The following is a 14,997-nucleotide window of genomic DNA, read 5'->3' on the forward strand; positions in this document are numbered from 1 at the left end:
GCCCGCTTACTTTTAGCGAACGACATCCTCACCGAGCAGAGGGTTCAGTTCTTTCTCACGCAAAGGTACCGGGAAAACCAAATCCGATTCTTTAAACGGATACGTATGATTAACCGCCCGATAGCCGAATAAATCAACCATTTGCTTCGATACCGGATCAAACGCACGGTGAGTACGCAACATATCATACCATCCTGTAAACTCATAACAAAGTTCCCACGCACGCTCTTTCAATACTTGATCAACCGTGATCGAAGTCGGTCTCGCCTCATTGGGCAACGCACGGTGACGAACTTGGAAATAAGCATCCACAGCTATAGCGTCGGAAGTAGATCCACCATCCAAGGTAGCTTTTGCCTCCGCACACATTAATAGAACGTCCGCATAGCGGTAAACCGGAATATTCGCCCCGCTCTTTCCTGTAGATTCGGCATTCTCATCCCAATATTTGCATAAATAAGGAACATCCAAAGTAATCGTTGTCTCCGGATCACCATATTTGGGTTTAGAAGTATAGAAAAACTCCTCATTCCGTTTACGAATATCTTGGTCATCATAACTTTCATAAAACTCTTTACGAGGAGCCAAACCACCCCCATAAGCCGGAGTAATGGAAATCGGTTGTTCCGGATAAGGCAAAAGGCCAAAATGGAAAGGAGCCCCGGCATCTTGCGCCTCACGCTGGATCATAAAAATATGCTCACCACTATTTTCGTTTTCTGACGCACGCAAATCCTTATAATCAGCGAACAAGCTAAAGGCTCCACTATCAATAACCTCCTTGGCTTTCTCGTAAGCCAATTGATAATACTCATTTCCTTTTTGAAGCGGATAACCTGCCATTGTCAAATAAACCTTGGCTAAAAGGGTCTTGATCGCTCCCATAGAGACATGGCCTGTTTTATCACTCCAATCCAAACCGGACTGCTCCGCCTTTTTCAAGTCTTCCACGATCTGGTTATAAATATCTTCCTTAGGAGACCTTGGGATCTTCACCGTATTCAAGTCTACCGTAGGTTCCGTCTTCAACGGGATATCCCCGAATAATTGTACCCCTTGGAAATAGTAATATGCCCGCAAGAAATAAGCCTCTCCCAGATACTTCGCTTTCTGGCTCTCGCTAATAATATCCGTAGCGGAAACATTCTGAATCACACTATTACAGTTTTCCAAAGGAAAGAAAGTAGCCTTCCAGAAGTTACGAATAATGCCGTTACTCTCTTCCAAACCGGAAAGCAATAAGAACTGGTTCTGCTCATTACCGGCCGCACGAGGACGATAACTAGTACCTACAAGATATTCCAAGTTAAAAAGGTGAACTGTAGCAATCTCGAGGTCGGAACTCAACAGATCATCAAGCCCGTCATAAGTGCCATCCACAGCCGCCTTTATCTGGTTCTCTGTCGTATAATATTCAGAAGGACTCAAGAAGGTTTTCGGGTCTTCCTCTAAAAAATTCGTACAGGATGTAAAAGCCATTGTCGCGGAAAGCAAGCCACACATCCATACATGCGCTTTATTTTTCATATCTTAGTTTTTTACGAAGTAAAGATTAAATAATTAGAAATTAACACCTAAAGTAAATGAGTACGTACGAGGTTTGGGATAGGTATAAAAATCCACTCCCTGCTCAAATACGGCATCATAACTCGTTACCTCCGGATCACTACCAGAATAGTTCGTAATCAAGAACGCATTCTCCACATTGAATCCCAAGGATAAACTCTTGATGTGAGCGGCAGAAAGCATACGGGAACTAAAGTCATATTTCAAGCCGATATTACGTAAACGCAAGAACGAACCCGGCTCACAACTCCAAGAATCTACGTCATTCTCATATCCATCTCCCGGAAGGCGCAAGCTAGGCACCATCGTGTTTTGGTTTTCCGGCGTCCAAGCGTTCACCGGAATGTCCGCATAAGCATTGGAGAATGTCACACGGTTACCCATCAACTGGCGAGTGAAGTTAATCAACTTATTACCATATACCCATTGCAAATCAAACATAAACGTGAAGCCTTTCCACGAGAATGTATTTGTCATATTCATCTCGAATTTAGGAGCGCCATTTCCGATATAGTCTTGGTCTTCGCCATCCTTCATTCCATTACCATTCTTGTCCCAATACTTGATATCGCCGGGTTTCTTATTATACTTAGCGGCTTCTTCCGCCTCATCAGTACCCCATGTACCTAGGCGAACATAGCCGTAAAGAGCATTTAAAGGATGTCCCTCTTCAATGCGTCCTCCCCACTTACCGATAATATTATCATTTATATCCAGTACCATCGAGCGGTTCATCGTATAATTCCAAGAGGTAGTCCATAAGAAATCACGGCTTTGGATATTGCGTGTATTCAAGCTCATCTCAAGACCTTGATTACGGATCTTACCCAAATTTGTCATAGTCTTCTCATATCCTGAGTTAGAAGGCAATTGTAGCTCATACAATAAATCAGTCGTAATCTTATGATAATAATCCGCCATAAACTCGATACGCCCATTAAAGAAACTCAAATCGATACCCGCGTCAAGTTGTCTGGATTTCTCCCAGCGTAAATCCGGATTTGCCATACTTTTCAACGTAACGATCGTCGTCATATCCTTGCCAAAAGGAAGGCGTTTATTCTCATAACGTGCCATAGACGCATAATCACCGATTTCTGCGTTACCCACCGTACCGTAGCTCAAACGGACTTTCATATCATCAATCACCTTTTTCGCGTTCTCGAAGAAATTCTCATTGGATACACGCCAAGCGGCCGAGAATGAAGGAAAGAAACCATATTGGTTATTCAAGCCAAAACGAGAAGAACCATCCTCACGGAAAGAAGCGCCCAATAAGTAACGATTGTCAAAATTATAGTTGATACGGGCATAGTAAGAATTCATCTTATTATCCGTATAGTCTGAGCCAACCTTAGAACGTACGGTACCGACTCCCATATTATTGTACTCAAAATAATCATCGAAGAAATTCTCGGCCCCTAGCTCGCTTTTCTCTGTTTTTGAGTAATACCAACTGGCTCCCGCTACGACATTCAAGTTATGCTTATTCCAGCTTTTATCAAAAGTCAAGTAGTCCTCATTCGTCCACGACATCGTATTCTTATGCGTTTTCTCCGCCTTACCTTTTTGAGTATCTCCATAGCCGAATAAGGTACTCGGGTTATAAGATGAATTGATATAAGAACCATCTTGACGGCTGAAGCTAGTCGTTAACTTTAGCCAAGAGGTAATTTTAAACGTACCGATCACATTAGCCAACGTGTACTGATTCTTATCGATATTCTTACGCTCCTTTAAAATCCTCACGGGGTTCTCCGTATCTTCCGCACCGGGATAATCCCCCTTACGGGAATAGGTACCATCCTCATATTGGATAGGAAGGAACGGCAATGCTTCCAATGTATACCGAGAGATCGCATTCTCCGAGTTTCGGGCATTACTAGATCCTACATTCAACATGGCCTGTAAATGGAACCATTCTTTCAAATCCCATCCTACATTGATAAACGCATTCAACTGACGTTTATAAGTCTCCAACATTATACCTTGATTATCTTTGTAACTTACATTCGCCACAGCGGTCAGCTTATCGCTTCCTCCGGAGAAACTAAGTGAATGCTGATGAGAAAAAGCCGTACGGGTTACGGCATCCTGCCAGTCCGTATCATATTTCGGAGTCCCGTCCGGATTGAACAGGTCATTCTTATGCGTAAACATATTGCTCGGATCCAGATGGGGAGCGATACGTCCCGGTTGAGCCTCATAAGCACGCTTGAATACATCCAAAGCCTCTTCCGCATTTAAGACATCGACTTTACGAGCTAACGTTCCGGCAGACAAAACGGTATTATACGAGATATTCGTTGTATTTTTCTTACCTTCCTTCGTTGTTATCACCACAACACCATTCGCACCTCTCGCACCATAAATAGAAGAGGAAGTAGCGTCTTTCAAGATATCGATAGACTGAACTATATTCGGATCAATCTGGTCCGGATCCACGCCAACCACACCATCGACCACATATAGCGGTGTATTGGAAGAATTCAAAGAACCGATACCACGGATTTTTATCGCAGGGCTACCACCCGGCGCACCAGAATTTAAGGCGATATTAACACCCGCTACCTTTCCGGCCAATCCTTGGAATACGTTCGTGGCATTCGGGCGCTCCAATAACTTCTCCGAGTCTACGGAACCCACTGAAGTTGATAAGTTTCGTTTCAACATCGTACCATATCCAACGACGACGACCTCTTCAAGCGCTTTATAATCCTCGGCCAACTTCACGTTAAACAGTGTACGATTCCCTACCTCGATCTCTTGCTCCGCATAGCCGATATAGGAAAATGACAGGATATCGTTATTAGCCGCATCCAAGCTAAACTTTCCATCCAGATCCGTAACGGTACCGACCGTCGTACCCTTAATCACAACATTGGCCCCAATAACCGGTATGCCATCCGGATCCGTAACGGTACCGGAGATCTTTTTCTTTTGTTGCTGTACGGCGTCTTTCTTCAAGATCGTGATGTGCTTACCTGATATGCGGTAGGTCAAGTTCGTGTTTTTCAACAACTCATTCAACACGTCGGTGACTTGGCGATTCTTCACCTGTATATCCACCTGCTTACTATTATCGATATCCTCGCTCTTATAGAAAAACATGAACTCGGTCTGTTTCTCAATCTCCGAGACGACATCATAGAACGTCCCGTTCTTTACTTCTACCGTAACTTGAGCTTTTTGCGCATAGGTATCCGCCGAGACATGCAATATACCCAGTATTAAAAAAAGCAATGTGATCTTCATGATTGATTTAAATTTTTTAGGTAATAGATCATCACTATTCCAAACTTTTTCCATAAATTTGTAAATGTTTTTTTATTAAGGACTTACCTCGATCGCACGGTTTCAGCGGACTGGCGAGAAAGGTGATTCATAAATTAAGAACGAATAAGGATCGGGGGTGAGTGGTGTCAGTCCCGATTCTTTTTTTGTGATCAAGTATTTGTCATAGGCAATTCCAATGTTTAAGGTTATACATCTATTATTTTGTTATTTGCTTCTCGCCGATATCAGAATATCTTTTCCGTCTTTCATGAAAGTGAATTGTTTCTCCGAGTTAATAATATCCAACACCTCTTGTATACCTTGATCCAAAGAGAAGGTTCCCGTGTAGCGGATGTTCCGCAGACTGTCATGCGCCAAGCGGATATTTACCCCATAGTAATTCTCCAGACGTTTTACGATAGAGACTAAGGTCTCATCCTTGAAACGATATTTCCCTCCTACCCAAGCGTTCGAGATCGAGGCATCTGTCTCTGACAAGAAAATAGAGCCGGTCCGGTTATCCGACCGGGCTTGTTGATTCGGCTTTAGCTTCATGCTACTCATTTTCCGTCCTTGAGCGTCAAAAGATTCCAACAGGATACTACCACTTAATAAGGTGGTGACGCTAAAGCGATCATCGTTGAAAGCCTGTATATTGAATGAGGTTCCGAGTACCGTGATTTGTTGGTTCTTTAGTTTTACGATGAAAGGTTTCGAATGATTCTTCGCAACCTCGAAATAGGCCTCACCCTCCAGATGAACCACACGCTCATCTCCATTAAAAGAGGTGGGGTATTTAAAACGGGTGGAGGCATTGAGTATGATCTTACTGCCGTCGGATAGCAATAGCGTGTTCGCACGTCCGCCTTTTTCCACTACGATCTCGTTATATTCCATATCGCCGGCATATAAACGATTGCTTATCCATTGATTCATACCCACACCTACTCCCATAGCGATTACGATAATCGCCGCATATCTCAAGAATGAAAGCCAGAACTGTTTGCCAAGGACCTTGGATTTCACAGATACGCCAGAGATCGCATCCAGCTTTCCAGCCATTCGCTCCCAACTACGCTCCACGGAATAATGGTTCAAGAACGCCACTTCTTTCCGAGTGTCAAAAAGCCCCTTAAGCTCAAAGAAGTGGGCTTTATTAGCGTCACTCTCATGAATCCAAGCATCCAACACTCGAAGTTCATCCTCTTGAATCTCGTTCTGCAAATAGCGTATGATCAGTTCTTCTATCGAATTATTAGATTCCATTTTCTGTTTCATTTATAATATATACGACCGGTTTCCTCTTTTTACTTACGTATTCTACCGTATTTTCATCTAAAAAATAAAACCAGTGCCAGAAGCGCCAACACATTCCGTATGATCTTCAATCCTTTATAGAGTTGCGCCTCTACCGTACGTTGAGAGATATTTAGCATTCCTGCGATCTCCACTGATTTCTTCCCGTCCACATAAGCCAACGTAAAAACCTCTCGGCATCTGTCCGGTAACTTGGCTATTTCCCGGTAAACGGAGTCCAGACGCTCTTTCTCCAGCTCCGCCGCATCCGACTGATTATAATAATCTATCTCCTCTATCTTTAGTCTACGAGCAACCTCATCCGCATAAGTCATTTCTATTGATTTATGCTTTAGGTAATCGAGGCAAGCATTTTGAACGGAACGGAATAGGTATGTCTTCAAGCCTTCTTCCACGGAATAAATCTCTTTCTTTTGCCAGATCTTGATGAATATATCATGCACTAAATCTTCCGCCGTATCGCTATCCACATATTTCGAGGCATAAAAGATCAGTCTGGGGGCATTCTCCAGATATAATAATTTAAATTTATCCAACTCATGGTTCTTAATAATATAGTCTTTCATGCTCAATGTGGACATTTCTTGTATTATATTAGACAGTTCAAGGCTTCTCCTTTATCTATATACGATCATAGAAACAGATCTACTTACGCCCACACGAAAAAAATAACACAAAAACAAAAAGCCCTATCCGAACTTAATCAGATAGGGCTTTCAGATTATTCTATCGCTAGATATTATCTCAACGGGATATATTGTACAAACGCCTCGATCGCCTCATAAGAAGCCAAACCTAATTGGCGATACAACTCTGCGGTAGCACGGTTGCGATCTTCGGCACGCTGCCAGAACAAACGCTCGTCGTCACCCAGATACGGAGCGCTCTCGGCCTGCGATTGATGCTTCAAAATAGCGTTACGTTTGAAGCGCAACTCCTCCGGACTGATAGGTACGGCCATCTCAATATGGTCCATTTCCCATTCTGCCCATGCGCCGCGATACATCCATACACGGCAGTTCTTCATCCATTCCTCGTCTTTCACCTCGTCGATAGCGGCCAGTACGGCATCCAGACAAACCTTGTGGGTTCCGTGCGGGTCAGCCAAGTCACCGGCGACAAACATTTGATCCGGCTTGATCTCGAGCAACAGGGCCTTTACGATATCCTTGTCGACCTCACTCAAATCATTCTTTTTCACTAATCCGGTCTCGTAGAACGGAAGATCCAAGAAATGAACATGATCGTCCTTCACGCCCGAGTAGCGGCAACCGTGACGGGCCTCCTCCCGACGGATCGTTCCTTTCATAAAGAGGACATCCTTCCGCTCCGGCTCGCCGTTCTCCACCTTCTCGTAACGCAGGTAGTTGATGATCTCGTTCGCCTTATCCTTCACGGCCGAGTCGGGAGAGTATTTCTCACATACATCACGCAAATACTCGCAATAACGGATTACCTCCTCGTCGCCTACGGCAATATTACCGGAAGTCTCGTAAGCCACATGCACATCATGATGCTGGTCGCACAAACGACGCAAGGTTCCGCCCATGGAGATCACGTCATCATCCGGGTGCGGACTGAATACGATCACTTTCTTCGGATACGGGTTAGCACGCTCCGGACGATTGGAATCGTCGGCGTTCGGCTTGCCACCCGGCCATCCGGTAATCGTATGCTGGATATCGTTGAATATCTTGATATTTACGTTGTAAGCGGAACCATATAACGCCAATAGCTCACCCAATCCGTGCTCGCTATAATCCTTGTTTGTCAATTTCAAGATCGGTTTGTCCGTCAACTGACACAACCAAACGATCGCACGGCGGATCAACTTATTATCCCACTCGCAGCTAGTCACCAACCAAGGATGACTGATACGAGTCAAGTCATAAGCGGCGGAAAGATCGATCACGACCTTGGCGTTCGGATGATTCTGCAAATAGCTGGAAGGAACGGCATCGCTAACCTTGCCCTCAACGGTCTTAGCGACAATGCTAGCCTTATCCTCGCCCCAAGCCATCAAGATCACGCTGCGGGCGTTCATCATCGTAGAGATACCCATCGTGATGATACCTGCCGGGACATTCTCCTGCGAAGGGAACGTACGGGCAGCCTCTTTGCGGGAAGCGCCTTCCAACAAGACCATACGGGTACGCGAGCTGATCGTCGTTCCACCCACGTTGAACATGATATTGCTGGAGTTACCGATACCTAGCAACATGCAATCGATACCTCCCACGGATTGGATCGTCTCCTCATACTGGCGACAGAAATCTAGGATAGCGTCTTTCGGCATGCTTCCGTCCGGGCAATAGATATTCGCAGGATCGATATCGACCTGATCGAATAACTCCTCTTTTAGGCGAGCCAGATTTCCGGCGCTGGGATTAGCCAATGGATAGAACTCATATTCCACGAAAGCAATCACGTTGCGGAAACTTAAATTCTCCTCTTTATGCATACGGATCAACTCCTTGTAAACGCTTAGCGGAGAACGTCCGCCGGGTAAAGCGATCACGAAGGGCTTACCAATATCTTGTTTTTTACGGATTTGTGTTGCTATCTCTTTAGCGATAGCGAAAGAACCTTCCTCGGCCGATTCGTAAATGTTTGTCGGAATCTTTTCCAAACGAGTTAAAACTGAATGCTCGAAAGCATTTTCCGGGCGATAATACCGCAACGGTATACGCGTCAGAGTAATTTGAGAACTAAGGTTCGTTTTCATGTTTAATTATTGATTTAGTATTACAATCTTACTTGAATCACAAATATATGAAATAAGTACTGATTTCGCCATACGTTGATAGAACAAATTTATTAGCCGAAAGGTTTGATCTATATCGCCTAAAAATAAAAAAGAACCGTCCCGGCCAGCCAAGACAGTCCCTTCCTTATATTATTAACGAGCTTAGACCAATGTATTTGTCTCCGGAACTAAGTTTCCCATGCTCCATACCGCACGCACATTCAACTTACGATCCAAGATCACGATATCCGCGTCCTTCCCTCTTTGCAAGGTTCCGGTGCGATCGCTTACCCCCATCAGGCGGGCCGGAGTCTCGGAAGCCATACGGACAGCGTCGGCCAAAGGAATATCGGCCTTCTGCACCATCGTACGTACCAGTACGTCCATCGTGGCGATACTTCCCACCAATGAGGAATGATCCGCCAACTTGCATACGCCATCCTCAATGATAATGCGGGGATCGGATAACGGCTTACCCTCGTTGGCTGCGCAAGAAAGAGCATCCGTAACCAAGCAAGTACGTTCCACTCCTTTCAGCTTATAGACCAATCGGAGAATCGTAGAGGGTAAATGACGCCCGTCAGCGATCACCTCTACCGTCATATCGTCCATCAAGAAAACACTTTCCACCGTTCCCTCGTACTTATATTCACGACGCTTATGGAAACCGGGCATAGCGTTATAGAAATGAGCCGCATGCGTGAAACCGGCATTGTAAGCGGTCTTAATATCATCAAACTCCGCTTCCGTATGCGAGATAGCGGATAGGATTCCCCTCGACTTCAAGTATTGGGCGAACTCAAGCGCACCCGGTATCTCCGGGCTGGAATCCCAACGCTTGATGCAATCCGTGCGTTCCAATATCTCTTTATACTCTTTCGGGTCGGCGGAATTCTCCTTATCGATAAACAGGCTCGCCGCCATCTTCGGATTCAGATACGGTCCCTCGATATGCAATCCCAAGATAGGGCCGTCTTTTTTCCTCATCATCTCCTCGCATACGGCCACCGCCTTATCGATCACCCCGATTTCCGGAGCCAGCACGGTAGGGAATATCGTCGTGGCCCCATGCTTCTGATGGGCAGCTACCGCACCGTGGAAAGCCTCTTCCGTACATTCGGAGAAGTCGAAGCCCCCACCGCCATGGATATTCATCGCCACGAAACCGGGGACGATAGACATTCCTTTCGCGTCCACCACCTTGGCGCCAATCACCGCTAAATCGCTATTTGTAACCTCTAAGATCTTCCCGTCGCTAATCAATACGGAACCATCCTTCATCCATCCTTGCGGCGTAAGGATATGGCCATTTATAATCTGTGTCAACATAATCGTTCTTGTTTAGAATAGTTTATTCGTACCTTCAACCAACTTACCCATCGCCCAAACCGCACGGACATTCAAGTCACGGTCCAACAAGACGATATCGGCGTCTTTGCCCCGCTGCAAGGTTCCCTTGCGATCGGATACGCCCATGATACGGGCGGGAGTCTCCGAGGCCATACGCACGGCATCCTCCAAGGGAATCTCGGCCTTTTGCACCATCGTACGGATCAAGCGGTCCATCGTGGCGACACTACCCGCCAAGGCCGAGCGGTCGGCCAACTTACACACGCCATCCTCGATGATGACACGGGGATCGAAAGCGACTTGGCTATCACTGGCGGCGCAAGCCAAGGCATCCGTGATCAGACAAGTGCGTTCCACACCTTTTATCTTATAGACCAGACGAAGGATCGTAGGCGGCACATGGATACCATCCGCAACGACCTCGACGGTCATATCATCGAGCAGATAGATGCTTTCCACCGTTCCCTCATACTTATACTCGCGGCGTTTATGGAAGCCCGGCATGGCGTTATAGAAATGGGTGGCGTGGGTATAACCTACCTCATAAGCGGTCAAGATATCCTCAAACTCGGCTTGGGTATGCCCTACCGAGGCGAGTACGCCTTTCGAGGTGATATATTTACCGAACTGCATCGCTCCCGGAAGTTCCGGAGCGGCGTCCCAGCGCTTGATGCAATGCGTTTCCTCCAACAGAGGGATATATTCCTCGGGATCGGGATTCTTGATATTCTCAGGGATTTGTCCACCAGCCATTTTCATATTGAAATAATGTCCTTCTAAGTGAAGCCCCAGAACCGGGCTATCTTTCTCGGCCATCAGTTTCTCGGTGGTCTCGGCGGCGGCACGGATCATCGGGATGGTAGAAGAGGATAAGGTGGGGAAGATACTGGTCGTACCGTGTTTCATGTGCGTGGCTACCGCCGCACGGAAAGCTTCCTCGGTACCTTCCATAAAATCACGGCCTCCACCTCCGTGCACGTGAATTTCCACACCCCCGGGGACGATATACATACCTTTGGCGTCTATCAAGGTTGCCCCTACTACCGCTAAGTCGCAGTTTGTTACTTCTAAAATCTTACTGTCGCTTATCAGTACCGAGCCGTCTTTCAGCCAGCCTTGCGGGGTAAGAATCTTTCCATTAATGATCTGAGTTAACATGATATGAGTTTTAAGCTTTCGCGTTTCTTTGGATAGCAAAGTTAAGGACTTTCTTTTTAAAACGAGTAAGCTATTAAAGGTTATTTTCAAGGAATAATCAAAATGACACTTTGTAATCCGAACCTCCGGAGAACCGAATATTCCGGGCCTAAGTACTGCTCGCCTCCAAATCCGAAAGAAAATTTCAGCAAACAACTAATAGCCAACTCTATACCCGAAAATAGCCTTTTATTCTAGCGAAATCAATTCATCCTAATTCATATCAAAGGGAAAGATTGGTATCATTTATAGGGTTACAATAGGGTTCTAGCAGGGTAAGAATGCCTATTCACGAGTAGTCATAACCCTATTCTTGAGTAGTCACGATGCCCAACGGCGGCATACGCATCGGCCGATGGCAGTACTGGCGTAGCCCAACGCAGCCTATCACGCATGAGAAAAGGGATATTCTCCCCTTTAAAAGCCAGCTCTCGTACTCTCCCTTCCGCTATTTTGCGTCATCAACGGCAAGCGCTTGTCACGAAAACAGGAGTATTTGGATCAAAAAGATCAGATAAGCAGCCTTTCACTGACTAGCAGCCTTTTCATGAATCCTGCGTATTCAGCTCTTCCAACTCCATTGTCCGTTCGGTCCATAGATCCATCGCATCGGAAAGTTCTTTTTTTAGGGCAAAATATTCACCGTAGAGAGAAGCGTCGGAGGCACCTTCCGGCGTAGCCAGCTTCGCCTCGATAACGGCAATGCCATTCTCAAGCTCCGAGATACGGGCCTCGGCCTCGGCAACTGCTTTCTCCGCTTTCTTAATCGCTTTACTCAGTTCCTTCCTTGCCTCATAGGAGAGCTTGTTTTGAGATACCTGAGCCTCACCGGTACCGGATGTGGAAGTGCTCGTCCCGGTAGAACGTTCCAATTCACGCAAGCTATCCATTTTCTTATGCTCCAAGAAATTATAGATGCCGCCTAAGTGCTCGACGACTTTCTGGTTACCGAACTCATAGACCTTATCGACTAGGCCATCCAAGAACTCACGGTCGTGGGAAACCAGAATCACCGTGCCGTCGAACTCCCTCAAGGCGTCTTTCAGCACGTCTTTCGAACGCATATCCAAGTGGTTCGTCGGCTCATCGAGAATCAGCAGGTTGACCGGCTCCAATAACAAGCGGATCATCGCCAAACGGGTACGCTCGCCACCCGACAGGACTTTCACCTTCTTATCGGAAGCCTCGCCGCCAAACATGAAAGCGCCTAGGATATCCCGTATCTTCAAGCGGATATCTCCTTGGGCTACGTAATCGATCGTATCAAAAACGGTAAGATTCTCGTTCAATAGCTGCGCTTGGTTCTGGGCGAAGTAACCGATCTTCACGTTATGACCTAATTGGAGCTTTCCGGTGAAATCGGCAATCTCTCCCATGATACATTTCACCAAGGTAGATTTACCCTCGCCGTTCTTTCCGACGAAAGCTACTTTATCGCCCCGATTGATCGTCAAGGTCACATGGTCGAAGATCAGATGATCGCCATAACGCTTCGCCACCTCCTCACAGATCACCGGATAGGAACCGGAACGGGGAGCGGGCGGGAATTTCAGCCGCAGCATGGCTGTATCCACATCGTCTACCTCGATACGTTCCACCTTCTCCAATTGCTTGATGCGGGATTGTACCTGTACGGACTTCGTGGCTTTATAACGAAAACGCTCGATAAACGCCTCGGTATCGGCCAATTTCTTTTGTTGGTTCTCATAAGCGCGCTGCTGCTGCTCACGGCGTTCTTGGCGAAGTACGACGTACTCCGAATATTTCACTTTATAATCGTAGACCTTGCCTAATTCGATCTCCAAGGTGCGGAAAGTCGTATTATCAATAAAGGCACGGTCGTGCGAGACTAAAATCACGGCGTTGGCACGGGTAGCGATAAAGTTCTCCAGCCATTGGATGGATTCTATATCCAGATGATTCGTCGGCTCGTCCAGCAACAACACGTCCGGTTGCCGGAGTAAGAGCTTTGCCAGCTCGATACGCATACGCCAGCCTCCGCTGAACTCAGACGTCGGGCGGTCGAAATCGCTACGGCTAAAGCCTAATCCGACCAATGTACGCTCCAACTCCGCATGGTAGTTGTTTCCTCCCATCATCTGGAAATGCTCGGATAGGTACGTGACACGATCGATCAGCTTTTGATAGCTCTCGGAGTCATAATCCGTACGCTCCGCCAATTGGGTATTCAAGCGGTTGATCTCCTCCTCCATCTCATGGATATGCTCGAAAGCGCATTCCGCCTCCTCCCGCACCGTACGGGTATCAACTAATTGCATGTGCTGGGGCAAATACCCGATAGTAACATCTTTCGGTACGCTAACAGTTCCGGAAGTGGGTGATTGCAAACCGGCGAATATCTTCAACATCGTCGATTTACCCGCACCGTTCTTACCTACCAAGGCTATACGATCCTTCTTGTTTACTACAAATGAAATGTCATCAAAAAGCGTAAAACCGCCAAACTCAACTGTTAGTCCTTCAACCGAAATCATACTGTCTCTTTAATTTATGACCGCAAAGATACAACAGTTCAAGGTTTACTCACAAACTTTTCAATTAATATCAGCACATCCTTATGCAACGGAAGGGCGGGATCGGTATAGGTAGCCATTTGCCTCTGCTGGTCCATCGTATCGCAGGTCTTCATCAGATGGTTCATATTTCCAATCAAATGATAATCCGCCGAAGGCTGGGCTTGCTTCAACAGTTCGGCATCTTTTACGGATACTTGCATATCCTTATCCCCTTGTAAAATCAACACCGGCACTTTTAATTTTTTGATGATTTCTTGCGGATTATACGTATACCATGAGATCATATAAGGCTGTACCGACGAACGGAACAAGGATTGTAAGCCGATCGGCACGTCCGGTACGAGCTTCCCTTCCTTCAAGGACGCATTTATCGACTTTACCATGTCCCGGATCACTTCCGGCTGACCCTCCATTTGCTCCTCCACGATCTCATAGGCCGGACGCCCCGCACCCGCCACCGAAATGTATCCTTTCACTTTCGGGTTATCCACCGAAGCCGCCATACCGACCAACGCTCCCTCGCTATGCCCCAACACATAGATTCCGGAAATACGTTTATCCCGGCTCAAATAATCGATCCAGCCTCGTGCGTCCTTGATCCCGTCCTCGAAACGCATGGAATACTCATCCTTTCCCGCTGAGGCGCTGGAGGCGATACCCCGTTTATCATACCGCAAGGAAGCGATACCTTTTCCCGCTAGCCCTTCCGCCAAGTATTTAAGGGAGTTATTCTTACCCGGCAAGGCGGCGGAGTTCCCATCCATATCCGTAGGGCCGGAACCGGGTATAATCAATACCACAGGATAACCGGACTCCTGATTGGGAGTTACCATCTTCCCTTTTAATGCCCCGGTAGACGTATTTAGCACCACCGAACGCTCGTTCAACCGTACAGGCAACTGCGGCAAACAAGACAAGGATACGAGAAGAAAGCAGGCAAAAACTATCAGTTTCTTTTTCATAACGGAATCAATTTATATACTTAAGCACATGAGACATACAATCTCA

Annotated in this window: 9 protein-coding genes; all 9 read right to left on the reverse strand. The window is 46.5% G+C overall.

What is annotated here, in order from left to right; translation table 11 throughout:
• Positions 1 to 12: 12 nt before the first annotated feature.
• On the reverse strand, positions 13 to 1,527 hold the full coding sequence (locus ACESPU_RS14065) for a RagB/SusD family nutrient uptake outer membrane protein (protein ID WP_158532825.1): 1,515 nt from the start codon (positions 1,525 to 1,527) through the stop codon (positions 13 to 15).
• 33 nt (positions 1,528 to 1,560) lie between these two features.
• Positions 1,561 to 4,821, reverse strand: coding sequence for a TonB-dependent receptor (locus ACESPU_RS14070; protein WP_195284197.1), 3,261 nt, complete (start codon positions 4,819 to 4,821; stop codon positions 1,561 to 1,563).
• 246 nt (positions 4,822 to 5,067) lie between these two features.
• Complete coding sequence (locus ACESPU_RS14075) at positions 5,068 to 6,108, reverse strand: FecR family protein (RefSeq protein ID WP_005865901.1); 1,041 nt, start codon at positions 6,106 to 6,108, stop codon at positions 5,068 to 5,070.
• Positions 6,109 to 6,173: 65 nt separating this feature from the next.
• Positions 6,174 to 6,740 carry an RNA polymerase sigma-70 factor gene (locus ACESPU_RS14080; RefSeq protein WP_005861746.1) on the reverse strand — a complete coding sequence of 189 codons (567 nt, stop codon included), beginning with the start codon at positions 6,738 to 6,740 and terminating at the stop codon, positions 6,174 to 6,176.
• A 158-nt stretch (positions 6,741 to 6,898) separates the two neighbouring features.
• On the reverse strand, positions 6,899 to 8,884 hold the full coding sequence (locus ACESPU_RS14085) for a glucosamine-6-phosphate deaminase (protein WP_057329085.1): 1,986 nt from the start codon (positions 8,882 to 8,884) through the stop codon (positions 6,899 to 6,901).
• Positions 8,885 to 9,067: 183 nt separating this feature from the next.
• Positions 9,068 to 10,234, reverse strand: a complete 1,167-nt coding sequence (gene nagA, locus ACESPU_RS14090; protein WP_057319954.1) for an N-acetylglucosamine-6-phosphate deacetylase — start codon at positions 10,232 to 10,234, stop codon at positions 9,068 to 9,070.
• A gap of 12 nt (positions 10,235 to 10,246) precedes the next feature.
• Complete coding sequence (gene nagA, locus ACESPU_RS14095; protein ID WP_008778038.1) at positions 10,247 to 11,413, reverse strand: N-acetylglucosamine-6-phosphate deacetylase; 1,167 nt, start codon at positions 11,411 to 11,413, stop codon at positions 10,247 to 10,249.
• Between the two features lie 584 nt (positions 11,414 to 11,997).
• A complete protein-coding gene (locus ACESPU_RS14100) occupies positions 11,998 to 13,947 on the reverse strand; it encodes an ABC-F family ATP-binding cassette domain-containing protein (RefSeq protein WP_373133461.1) in 1,950 nt (649 codons plus the stop codon).
• A 38-nt stretch (positions 13,948 to 13,985) separates the two neighbouring features.
• The gene (locus tag ACESPU_RS14105) at positions 13,986 to 14,951 is read right to left on the reverse strand and encodes an alpha/beta hydrolase (protein WP_211737248.1); all 966 of its coding nucleotides are present in this window, start codon (positions 14,949 to 14,951) and stop codon (positions 13,986 to 13,988) included.
• Positions 14,952 to 14,997: the final 46 nt, after the last annotated feature.

Source organism: Parabacteroides sp. 20_3 (assembly GCF_964238835.1).
GTDB lineage: Bacteria > Bacteroidota > Bacteroidia > Bacteroidales > Tannerellaceae > Parabacteroides > Parabacteroides distasonis.

Excerpts from the sequence above, each read along its gene's own strand:
- ACESPU_RS14065 (WP_158532825.1), bottom strand. The coding sequence starts at position 1,527 with ATGAAAAATAAAGCGCATGTATGGATGTGTGGCTTGCTTTCCGCGACA.
- ACESPU_RS14070 (WP_195284197.1), bottom strand. The coding sequence starts at position 4,821 with ATGAAGATCACATTGCTTTTTTTAATACTGGGTATATTGCATGTCTCG.
- ACESPU_RS14075 (WP_005865901.1), bottom strand. The coding sequence starts at position 6,108 with ATGGAATCTAATAATTCGATAGAAGAACTGATCATACGCTATTTGCAG.
- ACESPU_RS14080 (WP_005861746.1), bottom strand. The coding sequence starts at position 6,740 with ATGTCCACATTGAGCATGAAAGACTATATTATTAAGAACCATGAGTTG.
- ACESPU_RS14085 (WP_057329085.1), bottom strand. The coding sequence starts at position 8,884 with ATGAAAACGAACCTTAGTTCTCAAATTACTCTGACGCGTATACCGTTG.
- nagA (WP_057319954.1), bottom strand. The coding sequence starts at position 10,234 with ATGTTGACACAGATTATAAATGGCCATATCCTTACGCCGCAAGGATGG.
- nagA (WP_008778038.1), bottom strand. The coding sequence starts at position 11,413 with ATGTTAACTCAGATCATTAATGGAAAGATTCTTACCCCGCAAGGCTGG.
- ACESPU_RS14100 (WP_373133461.1), bottom strand. The coding sequence starts at position 13,947 with ATGATTTCGGTTGAAGGACTAACAGTTGAGTTTGGCGGTTTTACGCTT.
- ACESPU_RS14105 (WP_211737248.1), bottom strand. The coding sequence starts at position 14,951 with ATGAAAAAGAAACTGATAGTTTTTGCCTGCTTTCTTCTCGTATCCTTG.